Annotated in this window: 25 protein-coding genes and 1 tRNA gene; 21 read left to right on the plus strand and 5 right to left on the minus strand. The window is 37.2% G+C overall.

Annotated features, from left to right (window positions below):
* The first annotated feature begins 18 nt into the window (after nucleotides 1-18).
* From ribD to ACYQ0O_RS09600, 14 genes are all read left to right on the plus strand, one after another.
* A complete protein-coding gene (gene ribD, locus ACYQ0O_RS09535) occupies nucleotides 19-1,152 on the plus strand; it encodes a bifunctional diaminohydroxyphosphoribosylaminopyrimidine deaminase/5-amino-6-(5-phosphoribosylamino)uracil reductase RibD (RefSeq protein ID WP_459892473.1) in 1,134 nt (377 codons plus the stop codon).
* Nucleotides 1,153-1,821, plus strand: a complete 669-nt coding sequence (locus ACYQ0O_RS09540) for a riboflavin synthase (RefSeq protein WP_459892475.1) — start codon at nucleotides 1,153-1,155, stop codon at nucleotides 1,819-1,821. It begins immediately after the preceding gene.
* A gap of 80 nt (nucleotides 1,822-1,901) precedes the next feature.
* Entirely contained in the window at nucleotides 1,902-3,131 is a 1,230-nt protein-coding gene (locus ACYQ0O_RS09545) for a bifunctional 3,4-dihydroxy-2-butanone-4-phosphate synthase/GTP cyclohydrolase II (RefSeq protein ID WP_459892477.1), read from the plus strand.
* 61 nt (nucleotides 3,132-3,192) lie between these two features.
* Nucleotides 3,193-3,675, plus strand: coding sequence for a 6,7-dimethyl-8-ribityllumazine synthase (gene ribH / locus ACYQ0O_RS09550; protein ID WP_459892479.1), 483 nt, complete (start codon nucleotides 3,193-3,195; stop codon nucleotides 3,673-3,675).
* A 147-nt stretch (nucleotides 3,676-3,822) separates the two neighbouring features.
* Nucleotides 3,823-4,317, plus strand: a complete 495-nt coding sequence (gene nusB, locus ACYQ0O_RS09555; RefSeq protein WP_459892481.1) for a transcription antitermination factor NusB — start codon at nucleotides 3,823-3,825, stop codon at nucleotides 4,315-4,317.
* Nucleotides 4,298-6,784: a leucine--tRNA ligase gene (leuS, locus tag ACYQ0O_RS09560; protein ID WP_459892484.1), complete on the plus strand. Its 2,487-nt coding sequence runs from the start codon at nucleotides 4,298-4,300 to the stop codon at nucleotides 6,782-6,784. The genes nusB and leuS overlap by 20 nt, the downstream gene beginning before the upstream one ends.
* A gap of 22 nt (nucleotides 6,785-6,806) precedes the next feature.
* Nucleotides 6,807-7,286, plus strand: a complete 480-nt coding sequence (gene lptE / locus ACYQ0O_RS09565; RefSeq protein ID WP_459892486.1) for an LPS assembly lipoprotein LptE — start codon at nucleotides 6,807-6,809, stop codon at nucleotides 7,284-7,286.
* Between the two features lie 91 nt (nucleotides 7,287-7,377).
* Entirely contained in the window at nucleotides 7,378-8,340 is a 963-nt protein-coding gene (holA, locus tag ACYQ0O_RS09570; protein WP_459892488.1) for a DNA polymerase III subunit delta, read from the plus strand.
* A gap of 12 nt (nucleotides 8,341-8,352) precedes the next feature.
* Nucleotides 8,353-9,042 carry a RadC family protein gene (gene radC / locus ACYQ0O_RS09575; RefSeq protein ID WP_459892490.1) on the plus strand — a complete coding sequence of 230 codons (690 nt, stop codon included), beginning with the start codon at nucleotides 8,353-8,355 and terminating at the stop codon, nucleotides 9,040-9,042.
* A 101-nt stretch (nucleotides 9,043-9,143) separates the two neighbouring features.
* Nucleotides 9,144-11,606, plus strand: a complete 2,463-nt coding sequence (gene lon, locus ACYQ0O_RS09580; protein WP_459892493.1) for an endopeptidase La — start codon at nucleotides 9,144-9,146, stop codon at nucleotides 11,604-11,606.
* A complete protein-coding gene (locus ACYQ0O_RS09585; protein WP_459892495.1) occupies nucleotides 11,587-12,405 on the plus strand; it encodes a phosphoribosylformylglycinamidine synthase subunit PurQ in 819 nt (272 codons plus the stop codon). Before lon ends, ACYQ0O_RS09585 begins: the two co-directional genes overlap by 20 nt.
* Before the next feature lie 4 nt (nucleotides 12,406-12,409).
* On the plus strand, nucleotides 12,410-12,913 hold the full coding sequence (tadA, locus tag ACYQ0O_RS09590) for a tRNA adenosine(34) deaminase TadA (protein WP_459892497.1): 504 nt from the start codon (nucleotides 12,410-12,412) through the stop codon (nucleotides 12,911-12,913).
* Nucleotides 12,888-12,982: transfer RNA gene (locus ACYQ0O_RS09595), tRNA-Ser, on the plus strand. Before tadA ends, ACYQ0O_RS09595 begins: the two co-directional genes overlap by 26 nt.
* A gap of 124 nt (nucleotides 12,983-13,106) precedes the next feature.
* Nucleotides 13,107-13,463 carry a hypothetical protein gene (locus ACYQ0O_RS09600; RefSeq protein ID WP_459892499.1) on the plus strand — a complete coding sequence of 119 codons (357 nt, stop codon included), beginning with the start codon at nucleotides 13,107-13,109 and terminating at the stop codon, nucleotides 13,461-13,463.
* Here the strand turns inward: ACYQ0O_RS09600 and ACYQ0O_RS09605 are convergent.
* Complete coding sequence (locus ACYQ0O_RS09605) at nucleotides 13,455-14,609, minus strand: hypothetical protein (protein ID WP_459892501.1); 1,155 nt, start codon at nucleotides 14,607-14,609, stop codon at nucleotides 13,455-13,457. The two genes, ACYQ0O_RS09600 and ACYQ0O_RS09605, sit on opposite strands and share 9 nt — an antisense overlap.
* Nucleotides 14,610-14,759: 150 nt before the next feature.
* Here ACYQ0O_RS09605 and ACYQ0O_RS09610 point away from each other — a divergent pair, with 150 nt between their 5' ends.
* On the plus strand, nucleotides 14,760-15,368 hold the full coding sequence (locus ACYQ0O_RS09610) for a Maf family protein (RefSeq protein ID WP_459892503.1): 609 nt from the start codon (nucleotides 14,760-14,762) through the stop codon (nucleotides 15,366-15,368).
* Between the two features lie 4 nt (nucleotides 15,369-15,372).
* A complete protein-coding gene (locus ACYQ0O_RS09615; RefSeq protein ID WP_459892505.1) occupies nucleotides 15,373-15,819 on the plus strand; it encodes a phosphatidylglycerophosphatase A family protein in 447 nt (148 codons plus the stop codon).
* 50 nt (nucleotides 15,820-15,869) lie between these two features.
* Here ACYQ0O_RS09615 and ACYQ0O_RS09620 read toward each other — a convergent pair whose 3' ends face one another.
* From ACYQ0O_RS09620 to ACYQ0O_RS09630, 3 genes are read right to left on the minus strand one after another with little or no spacing between them, the layout of a single operon-like run.
* Nucleotides 15,870-16,310: a hypothetical protein gene (locus tag ACYQ0O_RS09620; RefSeq protein ID WP_459892507.1), complete on the minus strand. Its 441-nt coding sequence runs from the start codon at nucleotides 16,308-16,310 to the stop codon at nucleotides 15,870-15,872.
* A 26-nt stretch (nucleotides 16,311-16,336) separates the two neighbouring features.
* Nucleotides 16,337-17,710, minus strand: coding sequence for a PFL family protein (locus ACYQ0O_RS09625; protein WP_459892509.1), 1,374 nt, complete (start codon nucleotides 17,708-17,710; stop codon nucleotides 16,337-16,339).
* 12 nt (nucleotides 17,711-17,722) lie between these two features.
* Nucleotides 17,723-18,274: a glycine cleavage system transcriptional repressor gene (locus ACYQ0O_RS09630; RefSeq protein WP_075069137.1), complete on the minus strand. Its 552-nt coding sequence runs from the start codon at nucleotides 18,272-18,274 to the stop codon at nucleotides 17,723-17,725.
* 202 nt (nucleotides 18,275-18,476) lie between these two features.
* On the opposite strand from ACYQ0O_RS09630, the gene ACYQ0O_RS09635 reads away from it, so the two are divergent.
* The 5 genes from ACYQ0O_RS09635 (at nucleotide 18,477) to ACYQ0O_RS09655 (ending at nucleotide 22,112) form a co-directional block, all read left to right on the plus strand.
* Nucleotides 18,477-19,265, plus strand: a complete 789-nt coding sequence (locus ACYQ0O_RS09635) for a DUF4198 domain-containing protein (protein ID WP_459892511.1) — start codon at nucleotides 18,477-18,479, stop codon at nucleotides 19,263-19,265.
* A 12-nt stretch (nucleotides 19,266-19,277) separates the two neighbouring features.
* Nucleotides 19,278-19,904, plus strand: a complete 627-nt coding sequence (gene cbiM, locus ACYQ0O_RS09640) for a cobalt transporter CbiM (RefSeq protein WP_459892513.1) — start codon at nucleotides 19,278-19,280, stop codon at nucleotides 19,902-19,904.
* Nucleotides 19,901-20,488: a hypothetical protein gene (locus ACYQ0O_RS09645; protein WP_459892515.1), complete on the plus strand. Its 588-nt coding sequence runs from the start codon at nucleotides 19,901-19,903 to the stop codon at nucleotides 20,486-20,488. The genes cbiM and ACYQ0O_RS09645 overlap by 4 nt, the downstream gene beginning before the upstream one ends.
* 8 nt (nucleotides 20,489-20,496) lie before the next feature.
* A complete protein-coding gene (cbiQ, locus tag ACYQ0O_RS09650) occupies nucleotides 20,497-21,270 on the plus strand; it encodes a cobalt ECF transporter T component CbiQ (RefSeq protein ID WP_459892517.1) in 774 nt (257 codons plus the stop codon).
* 104 nt (nucleotides 21,271-21,374) lie between these two features.
* Entirely contained in the window at nucleotides 21,375-22,112 is a 738-nt protein-coding gene (locus tag ACYQ0O_RS09655; protein WP_459892519.1) for an energy-coupling factor ABC transporter ATP-binding protein, read from the plus strand.
* Here the strand turns inward: ACYQ0O_RS09655 and ACYQ0O_RS09660 are convergent, their stop codons facing one another.
* Nucleotides 22,113-22,571, minus strand: coding sequence for a serine O-acetyltransferase (locus ACYQ0O_RS09660; RefSeq protein WP_459892521.1), 459 nt, complete (start codon nucleotides 22,569-22,571; stop codon nucleotides 22,113-22,115).
* Nucleotides 22,572-22,577: the final 6 nt, after the last annotated feature.

Here is a 22,577-nt window from a genome sequence, read left to right on the forward strand (position 1 = left end):
AAATTAAGGTGTGAATTGATGAATCAACAAATTAAAGACACAAAAAAAAATAAATTCATGGAACTTGCAATATCACTGGCCAAAAAAGGTCTTGGATATACTGCTCCAAATCCATGTGTTGGTGCGGTGATAACAAAAGGGGAACACATATTAGGACAAGGGTATCACAAAAGATTCGGGGAGGACCATGCTGAAGTTGCAGCGATCAAAGACGCAATTGCAAGGGGTCATAATTTGGAGGGATCAACCCTATGGGTTACCTTAGAGCCGTGCAACCATTATGGAAAAACTCCACCATGTACAAAAGCCATTTTGGAACACAAAATAAAAAGAGTAAATATTGGCACCTTGGATCCAAACCCAAATGTGAAAGGTGGAGGTGCAGAGTTTTTAAGATCAAAGGGAGTCTTAGTGGACGTTGGATTTAACCATTTTGAATGTAAGAGATTAATTCAGGATTTTATAACATGGAACACAAAAAAAAGGCCATACATCTTCCTTAAACTGGCGCAGAGCCTTGATGGAAAGATTGCAACCAAAGAAGGTGACTCAAAATGGATTAGTTGTGAAAAATCCAGGGAATTTGTGCATAAATTAAGGGCAAAAGTAGATTGTATCCTTGTTGGGGGCAATACCTTTTTCAATGACAATCCCAGGCTAACTCCCAGAACTAAAGAACCAATTAAAAAAGACCCTCTAGCAGCTATTTTAACATCCCGACTACCTGATCCCCAATCTGACTTTTATTTGATCAAGTCAAGACCAGAAAAAACTGTTTTTATTACTACATGTTTTGATCAAAAGAAGATAAATGTGCTTATGGGGAAAGGAATCAAAATAATTAATACTGAAAAGAAAAATGATTCAGTAGATCTTAAAGAAACAACGGAAAAATTGTTTTCTGAACTCAATTGCTATTATGTTTTGTGTGAAGGTGGAGGAAAACTTGCAGAGAGTTTAATTAAGGCTCATCTTGTTGATGAAATTTTTTTATTTGTAGCACCACTTATTTTAGGGGATGATGGTGCTAGATCTTCTTTTTCTGGAAACAGGGTCTCAAAGATAAGAGACAGTCACAAATTTGAGGTTGTAAATCTAAAAAAAATGGAAAGGGATATCTTAGTCCATTTAATTCCAAAAGGAGAAAACTAGGTGTTTACAGGTCTGGTTCAGTCCATTGGAAGCATAGTGAGAACAGAGCCTCTAGGGAAAGATTTAAGAATGGCTATTTTACCTGATCCCATTTTTAAAGATATGGAAATTGGAGAAAGTATAGCAGTAAATGGGGCGTGTCTTACTGTTGAGAAGTTGGAAAATAACATATTCTCTGTATATGCTTCCAATGAAACACTAAATAGAACCAACCTAAGAAATATCTCAAGTGGTACCAAGGTCAATTTAGAAAGGGCCCTTAGATTGGGGGACCGCCTTGGAGGCCACCTAGTATCAGGCCATGTTGATTGCTTATCTATTATTAGAGCAATAAAACAAGTTGGAGAGTCCACAAAATATGTTTTAAACTTTCCAGAAGAATTCTCTAAATATGTGGTGGAAAAGGGATCCATTGCATTGGATGGCATCAGTTTGACCATAAATAGATGTGGGCCAAATTTTGTAGAAATAAATATAATTCCAGAAACCAAGCTCAAGACCACTATTTCACAGTGGAAAATAGGAACCCATGTGAATACTGAGTTTGACATTGTAGGAAAATATATAGAGAAAATGGTCTCACCGTGGGAAGGAAAAGGAGGAAATAAAACCCAGGGCCAAGCTCAGTCTGGATTGACTATTGATTTTTTAAGGAAACATGGATTTTGATTTGCATTTTCGTATCAAGTCTGTAAAAGTCTGGAAAAGTAATTCTTAACATCAAAATTCTTTTATAAGGACATATAACCATGAATAAAAACCACGAAGAACAGTCAGTAATATGTAGTACAGAAGAAGCCATAAATGAGATAAGAAAGGGCAAGATGATAATTTTGGTAGACGACGAAGACAGAGAAAACGAGGGAGATCTAACCATTGCTGCGGAAAAGGTGACCCCTCAGGCCATTAATTTTATGGCAAGATATGGACGGGGACTTATTTGCCTGGCCATGGCCCCTGAATTGGTGGATAAATTAAAGTTAGACCTCCAACCAAGGAGAAACGAATCGCGCTTTGGCACAGCCTTTACAGTATCAATTGAAGCAGCAAGAGGCGTTACCACTGGAATCTCAGCCTATGATAGGGCCACCACTATTCTAACAGCCGTTAAGGACGATGTGACCCCAGAGGACATATCCACACCAGGTCATGTATTTCCATTAAGGGCGAGAAAAGGAGGAGTGTTGGTAAGGGCGGGACAAACAGAAGGAAGCGTGGACCTCTGCCGCTTAGCAGGCCTAAAGCCTGCTGCAGTTATCTGTGAGATTATGAGGGATGACGGTAATATGGCCAGGATGCCCGATCTAATAGAGTTTGCCAAAAAACACAATTTAAAGATAGCAACAATTGAAGACCTAATTAGATACCGCTCAAAGTTTGACTCACTTGTAAGAAGGATTGGCGAGGCAAAACTTCCTACAAAATTTGGTGAATTTAAGGCCATTGCCTATGAAAGCGATATTGACGACTATGTACACCTGGCCCTTGTAAAAGGGGAAATAGAGGAAGACGAGCCAGTGTTGGTAAGGGTCCACAGTCAATGTTTAACAGGAGATGTATTTGGTTCCCTTCGCTGTGATTGTGGCCCCCAACTACATAAGGCAATGCAGATGATAGCCCAGGAAGGTAAAGGGGTGCTCCTTTACATGAGGCAGGAAGGAAGGGGCATTGGACTTGGGAATAAAATTAAGGCTTACCAGTTACAAGACCATGGAAAAGACACAGTTGAAGCCAATTTAATCCTTGGATTTAAGCCAGATTTAAGGGACTATGGTATAGGCGCTCAAATCCTTGTTGACCTTGGTGTGACAAAAATGAGACTGCTCACCAACAATCCCAAAAAAATAGTTGGACTGGAAGGACACGGTCTAGAAGTTGTGGAAAGGGTGCCAATTGTGGGACCTGTGTGTGATGAGAACATTAATTATCTCAAGACTAAAAAGGAAAAAATGGGTCATATGTTGGATGATATATGTTAAATAAAACACCTTAGAATATTACATAGAAAATAAAACATTGAATGTTTTTTGTGGGGGTAAAATGGATAAAATAAAGGTTATTGAAGGGAAGTTAATAGGTAAGGGATTAAAGTTTGCACTTGTTGCAAGCAGATTTAATGATTTTATTGTGTCAAGGCTGGTTAGTGGTGCAATAGATTTTTTGGTGAGACATGGAGTAGACAAAGAAGACATTACTCTTGTGAAAGTGCCAGGTGCATTTGAAATGCCAATGGTGGCAAAAAAGATAGCTATGTCAAAAAAGGTAGATGGGATTATCTGTCTTGGAGCAGTAATAAGGGGCGCAACTCCACATTTTGACTTTGTTGCGGCTGAAGCTGCCAAGGGCATTGCACATGTAGCCCTAGAAGCTGAACTCCCTGTTACTTTTGGAGTTCTTACAACTGACACCTTGGAGCAGGCAATTGAGCGTGCAGGTAGCAAGGCTGGGAACAAAGGGGCAGAGGCTGCCCAGGCTGCACTGGAAAGTGTTCAAATTTTAAAAAACTTAAACGAAAACCTATAAATGGCCTAGAGTAGGTATTGGAAAAAATAGAGAGCAAGATTTAAAAGAATAGGTGAAACCCAACTCGCGGAACATAAATGTGTTGAGGATATAAACAAGAGGTTGAACATTCAACATTAAACGTTGAACATAAAAAGAAAACATTACATGAAAAACCACAAAAAAAGCAAAATGGGGCCACGGAGACTCGGAAGACAAATGGCCTTTCAGGTGTTATACAGTGCAAATTTTTTGCAGGAAGATAATGTTGATAAATATTTAAACATGGTGGATCATTTTGGGTCAGACCAAGACCAAAAGTTAGGGGAAAAGGCACTGGAATTTGCCAAGGATCTTATTAAGGGTACCCTTGCCCACATAGAAGAGTTAGACAATACAATACAGTCACATTCAAAAAATTGGAGATTAAACAGGATTGCCAAGGTGGAACTTACAATCCTAAGACTCTCCATCTATGAGATGTTTCATAGAGACGACGTGCCACCTAAGGTTGCGATTAATGAGGCCGTTGAGCTAGCCAAGGCCTTTGGAGATGAAAACTCAAAAAAATTTATAAATGGGATATTAGACGCAGTTGCAAAGACCCTTGAAAAAAATCTTCAAAATCTCGAGGAGACTAATAATGGACAAATACGTGCCTGAACAAATTGAAAAAAAGTGGCAGGGAATCTGGAACAACAATAGGTATTTTAATGTAACACACAGATCTCATAAGCCAAAATATTATGTCCTTGAGATGTTTCCTTATCCTTCAGGTAAAATACACATGGGACACGTGAGGGTTTATACCATTGGAGACTGCATAGCCAGATATAAGTGGATGAGGGGCTACAATGTCCTCCATCCCATGGGATGGGATGCATTTGGTCTGCCAGCTGAAAATGCGGCTGTTAGACACGGGATCCATCCAGCTAAATGGACTTTTTCAAACATTGAAGAGATGAAGTCCCAGTTAAAAAGACTTGGTTATTCCTTTGATTGGGATAGGGAACTTACCACTTGCACGCCAGAATACTATAAATGGGAACAGCTTTTCTTTATCCAACTCTACAAAAAAGGACTGGTATATAGGAAAAAAGCTCCAGTAAACTGGTGTCCGTCATGCCACACAGTACTTGCAAATGAACAGGTTGAGGAGGGTCTCTGCTGGAGGTGTTCATCTGTTGTGGAACAAAAAGAACTGTCCCAATGGTTTCTAAAAATAACTGACTACGCAGAGGAACTCCTAAACGACTTGAAAAAATTAGAAGGAGGATGGCCTGATAGGGTATTGACCATGCAGAGAAACTGGATAGGGAAAAGCGTTGGAGCAGAAATTGATTTTGAAGTGGAGGGATTAGATAAAAAGATAAAAGTGTTTACCACAAGACCAGACACATTATTTGGTGCAACATTTATGAGCCTTGCCCCTGAACATCCCATTATTACAGAGCTTATGGAAGGATCTGATAAAAAAGGAGAAATCTTAGCATTTATTGAAAAAATAAAAAGCATAGACAAAAAGAAGAGGAGTGCAGAGGACTTTGAGAAAGAGGGGGTATTTACTGGCAGATATTGCATAAATCCTGTGACTCAGGAGAAGATGCCCATATTTGTGGCAAACTTTGTGCTCATGAATTATGGTACTGGGGCAGTTATGGCAGTGCCAGCCCATGATCAGAGAGACTTTGAGTTTGCAAAAAAATACAATCAAAAAATAAAGGTAGTAATTTCTCCAAAAGATAGGGAACTAAAATCAGAAGACTTAGAGGCTGCGTACACAGGTGAGGGATATCTAGTAAATTCAGGTAATTTTACAGGGTTGTTCAATGAGGAGGCCAAACAAAAAATAGTGGAATATCTTCAAACTAAGGGAATAGCAAAAAAGAGTGTAAATTACAGGATCAGGGACTGGAATATCTCCAGACAGAGGTATTGGGGGACTCCTATTCCAATAATCTATTGTGACAAGTGCGGGATACAACTGGTCCCAGAACAAGACCTCCCGGTGGTATTGCCACTTAACATAAAGACACATCCAGATGGAAGGTCTCCTCTTCCTGACTCAGAAGAATTTGTAAAAACCACCTGTCCTAAATGTGGCTCATTGGCAAGGAGAGAAACCGACACAATGGACACCTTTGTGGAGTCAAGCTGGTATTTTGCCAGATATACAGATGCCAAGATAGATTCAGCCCCTTTTAATAAGGAGGCGCTCAAATATTGGATGCCTGTGGATCAATACATTGGTGGAATAGAACATGCCATTTTACACCTTTTGTATTCAAGGTTCTTTGTAAAAGCATTGAGGGACCTTGGATATTTTGACTATGATGAACCCTTTGAAAGGCTACTTGCCCAGGGAATGGTACTAAAAGATGGCGCAAAAATGAGCAAATCAAAGGGCAATGTGGTTGATCCAAACCACATGTTAGAAAAATATGGTGCAGATACCACAAGGCTGTTTATTCTTTTTGCTGCTCCACCAGAAAAAGAACTTGAGTGGAGCGATTCTGGTATTGAAGGGGCACATAGGTTCTTACATAGATTATGGACATTATCAAACAAACTAAAAGACAGACTGATGCCAATTGGACCAGCTGCCAGGATAACAGACGAACTTTCAAGGGAAGCCAGGGACCTCAGATACAAAGAGCACATTACCTTAAAAAAGATAACCAGCGACTTAGAAGAGAAGTATCAATTTAATACAGCCATTGCCTCAATAATGGAACTGGTAAATGAAATTCAAGACAAAATGAATAAACTTGGCGCAGAAGAGGGAGATAAAAAGGCTCTATCTTCTGCATTCTCAACAGTTTTAATCACCCTATATCCCATGGCTCCACACATATGTGAAGAATTATGGGAACAAATGGGATATACCACCCATCTGGCAAAATGTTCATGGCCAACAGTGGATGAAAATGCCCTTAAAAGGGACGAATTATTGGTAGTAGTTCAAGTCAACGGTAAGCTGAGGGCCAGGATTAAGGTACCATCAAATGCATCAAAAGAGAAAATCCAAAAATTGGCCATTGAAAATGAAAATGTAAAAAAACATATTGGAGACAAAGAGATAAAAAAAATAATCATAATCCCCGGAAAATTAGTAAATGTGGTTATTTAAAATTAATATAAAAATTTTTTTTGTGGCATTGTTGATCTTACTAAACATGGGATGTGGATATCACTTCATGTCCACATCCCCTATAATTTTTCCAGAACACATTAAATCTATACACATCTTAAAAATTAACAATCCAACAACTGACCCTAGGTTGCCAACAGAAATCAGGACAAAGTTAATAGAAGAATTTTCAAAAAGGTCACCCAATATAAAATATGTAAATAGTGAAGATGCAGAAGGTAAATTAGCAATAGACATAGTTGATTATTCATTGCAAACAGATGTAGAAAATGTGGAAGAACAAACATTAAAATCCAATCTATGTATGACCATTAGAAGTTATCTTTATAAACAGGACAAACTTATCTGGGACTCCAGAAATATTTCACAGTGTGAATCTGTCTCAAACAATGCTTCTGATACTGAAATAAAAAATACAAAGGCAAAGGTTATAAAAGATATAATAATAAAACTCTCCATGTTGCTTTCAAATAATTTTTAAAATTTCCAAAAACTGTAATAACTATAACTACCTGGTATTAAAATATTAAACTTTAATACGTCAATTCTAAATTTTGAATATAAAAACTACCATGAGACCTGGATATTTTTTTTGTATATGCCCAGACTTTGAAGTTACTTATGAGTTTATTGACTCTACCCTGAATAGGTTCCCTGGTAAATGGGAACAGAAGATAATATGGGGAGATGAGAACGTAACCACCCCTTTTTTTGAATATCTAATGACATCCCCCCTAACAAATGTAAATTTGGCTGTAATCTTAAGACATGCAGAAAAACTTCCCCAGAATTTTTGGGATAAGTTGTCAAATTTTTTAAATAGATTCAATCCCCAAGTATGTCCATTTATATGTATTGAATCTCAGTGGAATAGGGGAAGTCCACCTAATTTAAAATTTTTAAAAAATAAAAAATACTACAAATTTGCCCAGAAGAAAAAATGGATATTTATGCACCAGGGGGTAAGTAATGATTTTATACTTAGTTATTTAAAAAAATGGTCAACAGCACATGGAATCACCCTGTCTAAGGATGTGATATTTGCGCTAATGGAAATCCTGCCAGGAAATCAGAATAAAAACGAGCTTGGTTTGTCTGCTATAAAAAACGAGTTACAGAAACTCGTGGCTTTAAATAAAAAACAAATTGAATTAAAAGACCTAAGTGTAATATCTCCGTCCTTTGAATTCAATGTATTTGATTTGATAAATTCCATAGAGGGGATTTCAAATAGAAAGAAGGTGTGGTCTATTATTTTAAAGAACAGTATTAATTCTCAGGGTGATATCATCCCAATAATCAAATTGTTACTCAGGGAAGCAAAAATGCTGTGGCAACTACTTAAAGGGGAGCCTGTTTTTTTGCCATATTCAGTCAAAGGGAAAAAGATGAGTCTTGCAAATAAGCTGGGTGAGAAAAAAATTATTGATATGTATAACGTGGTCCTAAATGCTGAGTTGAATTTAAAGACCTCAAATACAAATCCCAAAATAGTTTTGGAAAACTTAGTAGCAACACTTCAAAATTTTTTCTAAGATAATTCATTTATGAAGGGAAATGTAAAGTCGCCACCACATTACATAGGTCACAGAAGGAGGCTAAAACAAAAATTCATAAAACAACCCAATACTTTTCTGGATTACGAACTACTTGAGCTATTTTTAAGTTATGGGCTCCCACGTAAGGACACAAAACCATTAGCCAAAAAACTTTTACAAAAATTTAATAACTTAAAAGGGGTAATCTTTGCTCCAGATCATGAACTTATAGACATTGATGGCATATCCAGTGGAATTTTGACCTTTATAAAGGTTGTCAGAGAACTTATAGCTAGAATTGATGAACAGGGTTTAAAAGATACTGAAGCCATAAAGAATCCGCAAGAGGTATTTTTACATTTTAAGCATAAATTCGGAATATTGGAAAAAGAACACTTTTTTGCATTGCTACTCAACAGTAAAAATAAAATAATATCAATAGAAGAAATAGCACAGGGAACAGTTAATTACTTAAACCTATACCCAAGAGAACTAATTGAAGTAGTACTGAAGAAAAGGGCCGTGGGAGTAATCTTTGTACACAACCACCCAGGTGGTGATTGTAGTCCTTCCCCAGAAGACATAGAAATCACAAAAAAGCTTGGAAGATTACTAAAAGAGATAGAGGTAAATTTACTGGATCATTTGATCATGTCAAAAGACAGTTATTTTAGTTTTAAGGAAAACAATATAATTTAAGAGAATTTTAGTTGCCCTTTTAAAAATTGACATTATATTAATGGTAAATTAACCAAAAGAACTTACATTAATTTTTTTGAAAATAATAGAGGAGAAAATAGATGAGTGAGAAAAACGGAGTTACTCAAAATCCCATTCATTTAAATGACCAGGGAAGTGGCTCTCAAGGAGAAAATCCCAAAAATCCACCAGAAGGTCAACCATCCATGGAGATCCCAACAAGATTACCTCTTCTTGCAGTAAGGGATATTGTTGTATTTAATTATATGATAATTCCCCTCTTTGTGGGAAGGGAGAAATCAATTAAGGCAATTGAGTCTGCAATAAACGAAAATCAGAGATATATCTTTATCGCCACCCAAAAGGACGAAAAAGTAGAAGATCCAAAGATAGAAGACGTATATGAAATTGGGACCATTGCCATAATAATGAGAATGTTAAAAATGCCCGACGGCAAATTAAAAATTTTGGTACAAGGTCTATCCAGGGCAAAAATAAAACAATCTGTCCAGGAAAGTCCCTTTCACATGGTAGAAGTTGAGGTGATACAGGAACAACCTGTAACAGATTACAGTGCCCAGGTAGAGGCTCAAATGAGAACTGCAAGGGAGCAGAGCGAAAAGATCATATCCCTACGGGGAATGGATCCCACAGAAATGATGGCCATATTAAACAGCATAGAAGATCCAGGAAGATTAGCTGATTTAATTGCCTCAAATTTAAGGATGCCCACAGAGATTGCCCAATCTATTCTTGAATGTTTAGACCCTGTAAAAAGGCTAGAGCTGGTTAATAAGCAACTTATGAAAGAAGTGGAAGTTGCCATCTTACAAAATAAAATCCAGGCAATGGCCAAGGAGGGAATGGACAAGGCCCAGAGGGAATTTTTCTTGAGGGAACAACTCAAGGCCATAAAATCTGAGCTTGGAGAAGACGATTCAGAAGAGGAAGAGTTTGAGGAGCTTAGGCAGGCCATAGAAAAATCTGGAATGCCCAAAGATGTAAAAAAAGAGGCCTTAAAACAGTTAAATAGATTGGAAAATATGCATCCAGACTCGTCAGAGGCCACAGTAATTCGCACCTATCTGGACTGGCTCATAGAGCTCCCGTGGAAAAAGGTGTCTAAAGACGAATTAGATATAAAAAAGGCCAAAAAGATATTAGACGAAGACCACTACGACTTAAAACAGGTAAAAGAAAGGATTTTAGAATACCTATCTGTTAGAAAATTAAATCCCAAAATGAAGGGTCCTATTTTGTGTTTTGTTGGACCACCTGGAGTTGGCAAGACTTCACTGGGTAAATCCATTGCCAGGAGTTTAAAGAGAAAGTTTGTACGGATGTCCCTTGGAGGTATGAGGGATGAAGCAGAAATAAGGGGACATAGGAGGACTTATATTGGGGCAATGCCAGGCAGAATAATCCAGGGGATAAAAGAGGCTGGTACAAAAAATCCTGTATTTATGTTAGATGAAATTGACAAGGTTGGTACAGACTTTAGGGGAGACCCCTCTTCTGCCCTACTTGAAGTGTTAGATCCAGAACAAAACCACTCTTTTACTGACCACTATCTCAATGTTCCCTTTGATCTATCAAAGGTAATGTTTATTTGCACCGCTAATATGCTTGATACAATACCTCCTGCACTTTTAGATAGAATGGAGGTTATAAGGATACCAGGATACACGGAACAAGAAAAAATAAGGATAGCCAAACAATATTTGATCCCAAAGCAATTAAAAGAACATGGCCTAAAAGATAATATAATTGCCTTTAACGAAGATGCCCTTAAAGTAATAATCAAAAACTACACCAGGGAAGCTGGACTGAGAAATTTAGAGAGACAAATTGCTACGATTTGTAGAAAAGTGGCAAGGAAGATAGCAGAAGGAACAAAGCAGAAAAAATTCTTAATACTTCCTACAAATGTTCATAAGTACCTTGGAGCTCCAAAATATCTAGAGGAAGAGAGGGAAAAGGAACTTCCAGCTGGAGTTGCCCTTGGACTTGCATGGACCCCATCGGGCGGTGAAATTCTTCATATAGAAGTATTGACAATGCCAGGCAAGGGTAAGTTAATCCTCACGGGACAGTTGGGAGATGTAATGAAAGAGAGTGCCCAGGCCGCCTTGAGCTATGCAAGATCCAGGGCTGGAATTTTAAATCTATCCCAGGATTTCGCAGAAAAAAAGGACATCCATATCCATGTTCCAGCAGGAGCAATACCAAAAGACGGACCATCAGCAGGTATAACTTTAGTGATGGCACTTTTATCCGCTCTAACTAACATCCCTTTAAGTAATGAAATAGCCATGACTGGGGAAATCACTTTAAGGGGCAGGATCTTGCCTGTTGGGGGAATTAAAGAAAAGATCCTAGCTGCAGTGGCAGCAGGGATAAAAAAGGTCATATTGCCAAAACAAAACATCAAAGACCTTGAAGAAATCCCAAAAGACCTCACAAAAAAAATTGAGATTGTTCCAGTGGAGCATATTGATGAGGTCTGGGATATGGTAAAAAAAGAAAACGGACAGGTAAAAGAAAATGGACAACAAAAAAGTTAAGGTACTTGTACTAACTGGTTATGGAACTAATTGTGATAGAGAAAGTGGATATGCAGCTCAAATAGCAGGAGCTGATGAAGTAATAATTTCTCATTTCTCTGAAATTGTTCAGGAAAGAGTAAAAATAGAAGATTACAATTTTCTTATATTTCCAGGTGGTTTTTTAGATGGGGATCATTTGGGAGCTGCACAGGCTGCCGCAATAAGGATTAGATACTCAAAAACAAAATCAGGGCTATCTATCCTTAATCAAATAAAAAAAGTCCACGAGGATGGTGGTATCATCCTTGGAATATGTAATGGTTTTCAACTGTTGACAAAGCTGGGACTCCTTCCTGCATCAGAGAATAACTATTTCCAAAGGCAAGTGAGCTTGAGTTATAATGATTCTGCGAGGTTTGAAGATAGATGGGTTTATTTAAAGGTAAACCCACAGTGCAATTGTGTATTTTTAAAGAACATAGACTCCATGTACTTGCCTATAAGACATGGAGAGGGAAAGGTTGTTCCAAAAAATGATGAAATATTAAAAAAACTGGAGAGACAAAACCTCATTGCGCTCCAATATACTGATGAAAAAGGAGGGGTAACTTCTAAGTATCCATATAACCCAAATGGATCTCCATTGGGTATTGCTGGGCTCACAGATCCCACAGGAAGGATCTTGGGCCTTATGCCTCATCCAGAGGCATATAATCACCCAACAAATCACCCTAAATGGACGAGAACAACCACGTCGCATGAAATAACTGGAATTTCTATCTTTAGAAATGGTGTAGAATATTTAAAAAGAATGTAAAATTATGCCTGCTGGTGCCAATTTTGATTATTCCCCATATATGGAGATGGCAATAGAAGAAGCAAAGAGGGCGTATATGGAAGATGAGGTGCCAGTTGGGGCCCTGGTTATAGACCTAGAAGGAGATGTAATTGCCTGTGCCCATAACAATTGTATTAAAACAAATGACCCAACAGCCCATGCTGAAATCTTAGCCATAAGAAAGGCTGGGGAACTACTCTCCAACTACCGATTGACAAATTGTGTAGTTATATGCACACTAGAGCCATGTGTAATGTGCATGGGGGCCATGGTAAATGCCAGGATTCAAGGACTTGTTTTTGGTGCAAGGGACCCGAAAGCTGGAGCGTGCTACTCTAAAATTGACTTTTTCAATGAAATCAATTGGACAAACCATAGGTTTTGGATAAAAGGAGGTATTTTGTCCAATACCTGTGGAAATTTACTTAAGACCTTTTTTCAAAAAAAGAGAAAAAACAATTGGAGAGGTACCGAAGTCAGGTCATAACGGGCCCGACTCGAAATCGGGTGGGCGGTAGATGCTGCCTCGTGGGTTCGAATCCCACCCTCTCCGCCAACCAAAAAGAAAAATGAAAAAAATCGTATTATTACTTATATTCCTATTTATCTTCTCCTACCAACCAGCAATAGCGAGTGACAATTCAACAACTTCAAATAACCAAAATAAAAAAACTGTGTTAATGGAAGATACAAAAACACCTATTTGCATTGACTACACAGATACTGACAAATTGGGTAGAGTATTTGGTCTAAGATTAGAAGAAAAAATTACTACTTCCAATCTATTTACCTTGATTAAGGATAAAGGAAAATGTTTTAAAATATCCATTAAATCGAAAAAAGAGTTTAACAACACGCCCCTTTTTCGTTCTATTGTCTCTGTTGTATGGACATTTTTTTACGGAGAGGATGTACTCAGTAGTTTTTTAGACCAGGACGTCATAATCTTAGATCCAAATGCCATTGACCTTGAAGCAGATAATGTTTTAGCTCTAACAAGGAATATCCTAAAAGAGTACAACTATCTTCTACAATAATGTAGAAGCCTTTTGTCTCATTTTTTCAGATGCTAAGTCTAAAATAATCCCAATCTGCTTTATTTTTTCCAAGGACTGACCTTCCTTTATTCTACGATGTACCCATTCACATATGTACAATATCTCAGAAGAACTAAACCGCAAATTGGGATTCTTTTTTTCAATGGAAGATATAATTTCAGATCTTAGTTGCTCTCGCCTTTTTATTGATATCTCATAATTCTTTAAGGCTTCTTCCCTCTTTTTTTTCAATCCTTCCAAAATTTCCTCTCTTCTCATATCACTTTTTTCTTGAGTCAGTTTTTGTCTTTCTAAGTTGTAATTATTTATAATCTGATTCAACTGGTAATTATAGTGCATGCTCATAACTTCTTCTTTGAGATATTTATCCAACTTTAAAAATAAATTCCTGTCTGCTGATATGGAGGTTAACACCTTGGATAAATCTTCCACATATTGGGACAACAATAATAAAAGGGCCTTAATTTCTTCTTTATTTAATTCCCGTTCAATGGGCTTGCCATTTTTTACAAAGACTTTGGTGGTTTCCTGGGCACTCTCCATTAACTCTCCAATAAATTCATCAATAAAGTGTTCGTATTGTGCCTTTAGAAGATCTGGATCCATTATATTTTGCAAAATTTTTTTCCTGGCTTTTTCAAGGGATGATGCCTCTACTTTAAAGCCTATTAATTCCAGTCCATATCTCGCATTTAAGGATTTTAAAGAAATATTTAATTTGGGCTCACTACTGGGGTTATCCTTGGATAGTGGGGGCTCATAGACATTTAAAATAAACTCAACTAGATCCTCAATAAAATATGGAGTTATTACATATTTATTTATCCACCTCTTTAAACTGGTCCCCCCTTGGGGCTCCACCTTTTTTGTTGCTTCTTCCTCTTTGTTGGAGGAGATTTCCCCGCTTTTTTTGGTTATCTCTGCAAGCAGGTCCTTTTTAAAGATCTTACCCTTTTCCTCCACAGAATTGCCTTGTTTAGTATTACTAGAGCTATTTTGGGAAGTAATGGCAACTCTATTTACCTCTTTTAATTTGGAGCTCTGCTTAAATAAATAACCACCTAAAAATCCAGCTACAATTCCTATAAGGAGTACTGAGACAATTTGGATATTCTTTTTGGCCATTTATTTTCTCCAGGGCTGATAACAGGACCCAAAAAAATTAATACTATTCAAAGCATCACCATGAAAATCTTTATAAAAAATAGTAACCAATGTAAAGTTTATTGACATTTTTTCTTGATAATTAAAAGAGTAATATTTAGAACAAGTTCCATGAATACATTAAAAGGACCATTTAAGAACCAAAAAAATATAATATTGGCCTCTGCATCCCCACGCAGACAAATGCTACTTGCACAACTTGGGATATATTTTCAGGTAATGCTAAGTAATGCAAGGGAAAAATCAGAAGGGAGCCAGCCTGATATTTTGGTTATAGAAAATGCAATGGCTAAGGCAGAGAGCATTTTAAGAAAAAAAGTTACAGGAGTTATCATTGGTGCTGACACCTCAGTGGTACTGGACGATCAAATTCTTGGGAAGCCAAAAGATATAGAAGATGCTATCTCTACTTTGAAAAAACTTATGGGTAAGTGGCATAGGGTATATACAGGGTGTGTTATAATTGATAGTAGTTCTAAAAATAGAAAGACTGAACAATTTGTGGTAAAATCTGAAGTTTTTATGGATACATTTAATGAAGATATTTTGAGGAAATATGTGGACACCATGGAACCAATGGACAAGGCTGGCAGTTATGCAATCCAAGGAGTAGGTGCTTTTCTCATAAAGGAAATAAGGGGCTCTTATTCTAACGTCATTGGCCTTCCCATAAATGAACTTGTAAAGTCTTTATTAAAAATTTCAGCCATAGGGGTATAGTATTATGGTTAAATTCAATCTAACACAGGTTGCACAGCTATTTGGTATAGGAAGAATTGAATTTGCACCTGGGACCTGGGCATCTCTTTTGACTTGTATTTTATCATACCCATTACTAAAAGCTAGTGTTTTTATAAAAATAATTCTAATAATCCTAATTGCATGGTTGGGGATATTTGCTGCAGATCATGCTGAAAAAGAATTGGGCATACAGGATCCAGGATCAGTGGTAATAGATGAGGTAGTGGGGCAGCTAATTACCCTGGCATTTATTGCCAAACCATCTTTTTTTGCTATTCTATGTGGATTTATTTTATTCAGAATACTGGATATTTTTAAACCACCCCCAATAAAACAAATAGAGGATAGATTTTCTGGTGGGTTTGGAATAATGATTGATGATATTAGTGCTGGAATTATTGGCGGAATTATATTGTGGTTAATCTTCTAACCCAAGCTTGTCAAAACTTGGGCAAAAAAAAGGGCCAAACGGCCCTTTTTTTATTTTAAGCTTGACTCAAGGTCCTTCAACATCCTCTGTACCCTTATAAGTTTGTCCCTGTTGGCGCCATTTAGGTGTTTTGAGAGATATTCTGCTTTTTGAGAAATTTCATTTAACATGTCACCATAGATCATCTTTCTGGTCTCTTCTGGTAATTTCTCAATCTTCTCCATCCTGGACTGTAAGTCACCAACTGTTTTGTCTAGGACCACCACCTGTTTTTTTACTGGATATAATTCAGTTATTTTCTTTTCCATGGTTCCAACAGTGAGCTTCATGCTAAAATAAAAAACTACCATTAACATCACTGCCATTATAGAGATGATTAGGGCAACCTTTCCCATGTCCTTTTTCACTTCTTTTAAAATTTCCTCTGGTGCTTTTTCCTTTGTATTGGCCTTAGTTTCTTTTTGCAGAATAATTACATTGTCTTTTGTCATAAAATAAACCTCCTTTTTTACCTTTTTTAATTTGTTAAACTCTGGACTGGGGCGGGAATTCTTCCTCCCCTTTTTATAAACAGATCAGAACACCCCATGTGGTTCACTTCACAAATTATAGCTTCTCCCAGGAGTCCTCCAAAATATGCCTTATCCCCTGCCTTTTTTCCTGGAACAGGAATAATCCTCACTGCTGTGGTCTTTTTGTTTATAACACCAATGGCCATTTCATCTGCAATAATAGCGGAAATGGTCTCTGCAGGCACATCTCCTGGAATGGCAATCATATCCAAACCAACAGAACAAACACAGGTCAGTGCCTCTAATTTTTCTAAGGACAAATATCCATTGGCCACGGCGTTTGCTATATTCAAATCTTCGCTAACAGGGATAAATGCACCTGATAGGCCTCCCACATGGGAGCTTGCAAATGAACCACCCTTTTTTACTGCATCATTTATAAGGGCCAATGCAGCAGTAGATCCAGGCACTCCAATACTCTTAAGCCCCAGACTCTGAAAGATCTCCCCAACGCTGTCACCAACATTTGGTGTAGGGGCAAGGGATAAATCCACTATACCAAAGGAAACTCCCAGGTTTTCAGCAACTTCCCTACCAATTATCTCCCCTACCCTGGTAACCTTGTAAGCAGTCCTCTTTATTATCTCAGAAAGCCTTCCCAAAGTCAATTTGGGGTTGTTCTCAGTAGCCCTATCAATGGCCTTTTTTACAACCCCAGGTCCACTTACACCAACATTTATCACACAATCAGGCTCGCCAGTACCCAGATACGCACCAGCCATAAAGGGTATGTCTTCTGGGATATTGGCAAATACACACAACTTGGCACAACTTATCCCATCCCTATCTGCTGATAAATCAGCAGCCCTTTTGATTGCCCTGCCCATGTCGTATACAGCATCTATATTTATACCGGCTTTAGAAGACGCCACATTAACTGAAGAACAAACTCTACCAGTCTCAGATAATGCATGAGGAATAGCCTTTATCAAGTTTCTATCTCCAGGAGTCATACCTTTTTCCACAAGTGCTGAAAATCCCCCAATAAAGTCCACCCCTACCTTCTCTGCCACTGCATCCAAGGTCTTTGCCACCAAAATCATTTCCTTCTGATCAAAACATCCCCCACAGACAGCTATTGGGCTAACAGATATCCTTTTGTTTACAATGGCTATTCCATATTTTTTCCCAATCATGTCACAAGTGGCCACAAAATTCTCAGCATGATGCATGATCTTGTCATAAACACGCCTTCTAAAGGCATCAACAGCGTGGCTAACACAATCAAAAAGACTAACGCCAAGGGTTACTGTGCGAACATCCAGGTGTTCATTTTTTACCATCTCAAGGAGTTGAAGGACCTCTGATTCACTTAACATATATTTTCTCCACTATATCCTGCATATTTCTTCAAAAATCTTTTTATGCTGCACTGTTATGTCCAGTCCAAGCTCTGTAGCTTTATGCCTTAACTTATCTGTAAATTGGCCGAGGTTGACACCTTTAGGCACATCCACTTCATAAATGGTCAAAGTTTTATTGGGAAAAGCTGGGGTCCTATTAATGAACCTTAAATTGGTAATATTTACCCCAAATTCATACATAATACAGCTAACTGCTGCAATTAAACCCACCCTATCTTCACCAATACTTACAACCACAAAAGGTTCACTAGATATTGTCTCATGGACTTCTTCTGTGTCCAATGACTTTGCATAAGCTATTATATTCTCTGAACCTAGTCCATCTATTAATACATGCTGAATATCAGTTAAAGATAACCCTTTGGCCAGGGAAACCACAAACATACCACAAAATTCACCCTGCAACACTGTTTGGGATATGTCTTCAATATTACATCCATTCTCTGCAAGAATAGATGATACTTTGCATACAATGCCTGGCCTATCCCTTCCTAAAACCGCAACCATCACCTTTTCCATAAACTTTCTCCATTACCTAAATATGGTCTGGCAACCTCTGAATCTATTAAAATCTATTTTACCTAATAAAAAAAATCAAGCATTACATATTTAAAAAAAGATTTTTTCCTATTGACAAAGATATCGATCTCGTATATTTGACACGTTTAGTAACACAAAATTTATTTTTTATCACACTTAAAATCTCAAGGAGGTTATTATCATGTTATTTAAAAGTAGTTTTAAAAAAATTATTATATTGTTATTGATTTTATTTTCTCCTTCAATATGCCTGGCACATTTTGGTACCATCATGTCTCAAAAAACCATGCTTGACCAGTCGCATAGAAAAACCAAACTCATTTTTGCGTTTCTCCATCCCTTTGAACAAAATGGAATGGACCTGGCCAAACCATCTGAGGTATGGGCTGTAAATTTAACCACAATGAAAAAAGAAAATCTTTTAACAAAAATAAAGCCCACCAAAATATTGGGTCACAGGGCCTATTTAAGTGTATTTCGTCCCAAAGCTCCTGGGGTCTATTGTATTTACATGGTACCTAAACCATATTGGGAACCAGCTGAAGACAAGTTTATAAAACACATCACCAAGACATACATTGGTGCATTTGGAGAGGAAGAAGGATGGTCAAAACCATTGGGGTTAGAAGTTGAGGTGGTTCCCATCACCAGACCTTTTGGTCTTTATGCTGGAAATGTTTTTCAAGGTAGGGTGCTAAAAAAAGGAAAACCAGTTCCAAATTGTGAAGTTGAAGTGGAATATTACAACACACATTCCAAATATAAGGCACCAAGTGAATACATGGTAACCCAGGTTGTCCTAACAGATGACAATGGTATTTTTACCTATGCTGCCCCTATTCCCGGTTGGTGGGGATTTTCAGCCCTGAGTACTGCTGATTATAAATTAAAGCATAAAGGACAGGACAAAAATGTTGAAGTTGGCGGCGTTATATGGGTGAAATTTTCTTCTCTAAAAAAGAACAAGTAGAGGACACAAAAAATGCACATATCTGAAGGAGTCCTTTCCCCCCCTATTTTGATTGCAGGAGCAGCCATTACTTTGACAGGCACCTTGATTGGGCTAAAAAAACTAAAGCCCCATCAGGTGCCCCTGATGGCTGTTTTGACATCGGCCTTTTTTGTTGCATCATTAATACACGTTCCCATTGGTCCAACCAGTGTACACCTTGTACTAAACGGGCTTGTTGGGATTTTGCTTGGCTTTGGGGCATTTCCGTCAATTTTAGTTGCCCTGCTCCTTCAAGCCCTATTCTTCCAGTTTGGAGGAATTATTGTATTGGGTGCCAATACAGCAAATATGGCTTTACCTGCAGTGATTGTCTTTTTGTTATTCAAAAAATTTTGTACTTCTAAAGAAAAGAAATTGAGAATAATTGGAGGATTTTTAAGTGGATCCTTGAGCATCCTGCTTTCAGGTATAATGGTGGCCATTTGCCTTTATTTAACAGGAAATAATTTTATTAATGCTGCTAAGACTATTTTACTTGCCCACATACCCATTATGGCAATAGAGGGAATTATTACTGCAGTTACTGTTGATTTTATTTATAGGGTAAAGCCTGAGATGCTTGATATATTTAATGATATAAATGGAGATAATGCATGAAAAAATTAATTTATTTATCAACCATTTTTATTTTTACAGCAAAAATTGCCATAGCCCATAGAATAGATGTATTCTGCTATGTTGAAAATAATAATGTAAAATGTCTTTCAAAATTTTCAACAGGTGATCCTGTAGTTTCTGGAAGGTATAAAGTATATGTAAAAGATAAGCTAATCATTCAAGGAAAAGGAGACAAAAAAGGAAATTTTGTTTTTCATATCCCGGAAAATCTAATAAAAAAACCAGAGGATATAAAAGTTGTATGTGAAGCTTCAATGGGACATAAAAATTTCTGGATAGTAAAAAAAGATGAATATTCATCAAATATAGAAGAAGATGATAATACATTTGATGAAACAGATACAGGGGACGAGGTCATATCCTCAAAATATGAAACTTCTTCTTGTGATTATAAAAAAATGGAAAAAATGTTTAAAATCATTCTCTCAAAGGAACTTGTCCCTATCAAAAGGGACATTGCTGAGCTCAAAGAACCCAAAATAGATTTTAGAGATATCTTAGGTGGCATTGGATATATATTTGGTATTATGGGGATAATTTTATATTTTAAGTCAAGGGATTAGCTGGAGCTATGTTTGAAGAAGAATTTAGTCTTGGAAGTTCAATCTTTCATAGGGCAGATCCAAGGATAAAAAGTATACTGGGATTTTTAATAATTCTTGGAATAGTCCTTACTAATAATATAACTATATGTAGTGGATTTTTTATCTCATCGTGTGTATTTGTAATTATTGCAAACCTCTCTATTTTTAAAGTAATTAAAAGGCTAGTAATAGTTAATTCTTTTGTGCTCTTTCTGTGGTTTTTCTTACCATTCTCGACCCCAGGCAGGGAATTAGTAAACATATATGGGTTAGAGGTTACATATGAAGGGCTGATTCAGACAATTTTGATCACCCTAAAAGCCAATAGTGCAGTATTAGTTGTCATGAGTTTTATAAACACTACTCCAATACCCATCTTAGGACATGGACTATCCAAGCTAAAACTTCCAGCAAAATTTGTATTGTTGTTCCTTTTAAGCTATAGGTATATTGGTGTTATATTTGAGGAATTCACAAGAATGATGAATGCTGCAAGGGTTAGAAATTTTAATCCCAGGACAAATCTACACACCTATAAGACTTTTTCCTACATGTTGGCAATGGTACTCATAAAGAGTTATGAAAGGGGAAAGAGGGTATACAATGCAATGATGCTAAGGGGATTTAATGGGAAATTCTATTCCTTACAAGAATTAAAACTATCTAAATACGATCTGATGGTTGCATATCTCTCCTTTTTTCTTGTTGTAATGTCTGTTTTTAGTTATTATATTACGGACTTGATTGCTTCACTTAGTTGAGTTGGAAAAAAATTTAGCAAATTAAAAAAATCAAACAAAATTACATCTAACACATTTTAGTTAGACTTCTTTTTTAGGCAAAAAAGAAGAAAAGGTATTATAACGTGACGCCCATATTAGAATTACAAGACATCTATTTTAAATATCCTTGTTCTACAAAATACGTATTAAATGGGTTAAATTTTAAAGTAGAAAAAAATCAAAGAATTGGAATAATTGGAGCCAATGGAGAAGGAAAAACCACTTTTTTACACCTATGTGTTGGACTGATTATGCCCCAAAAAGGAACTATCATCTTTAGGGGAGAACAAATAAAAAATATAAAAGAGTTCTCAAGGGTAAGAAAAGAAATTGGTCTGGTTTTTCAAAATCCAGACGATCAACTTTTTTCTCCAACTGTGCTTGAAGACGTGGCCTTTGGACCTCTTAACCTGGGACTATCTCCCAAAGATGCCAAAAAAAAGGCACTATGGGCACTTGACATAGTAGGACTTGCAGGAAAGGAAAACAGGATCACTACCAAGCTTTCTGGTGGTGAAAAAAAATTGCTCTCCCTGGCTACTATTATTGCAATGGAACCTAAGTTAATCTTACTGGATGAACCAACAACTGGACTGGCTCCTGAAACAAGAGAAACCATAATAAGTCTTATAAATGAGCTACCCATGGATTTCATTATAGTTTCCCATGATTGGGACTTCTTATACAAGACCACAAGCACCCTCTACCTCATGGATAATGGAAGACTAATACAAACAGAGAGATCGGTCCTCCACCAACACTTCCACGCACACCCCTATGGCCACGCCCCCCATAAACATCCAGATAAAAAAATGGCTTAATTATTTACCTGGCCAATAGGCCATTTTCTCCTGGAAAGAGAGGTATCTAACTACCTTTGCTGGAGCTCCAGCAACAACACTCATCTCAGGTACAGAATCAAGAACCACAGAATTTGCTCCAATAAGTACATAACTACCAATGGACAAATCACCAAGTATTTTTGCTCCAGGTCCAATAAATACACAATTTCCTATCCTAGGTACGTCAAATGCATCCAGATTACATCCAATAACAACGTGTGCGCCAATTACCACATTGTCTCCAATAACTGCCCTGGGATGGATTATAGCACCAAGTCCATTATGAGAAAAAACCACTGATTTACCTATTTGAGCCTGATAATGTATATCCGCTGAATAGATTATTCTAATAATGAATCCTATTAGATCTGGTATGAACAATATCTTTTTTTTCCACAGGATGTGACTGAGCCTATGGAGCCAAATAATCGGACCCATGGGTTA

It is taken from the genome of Desulfothermus okinawensis JCM 13304 (assembly GCF_054654515.1).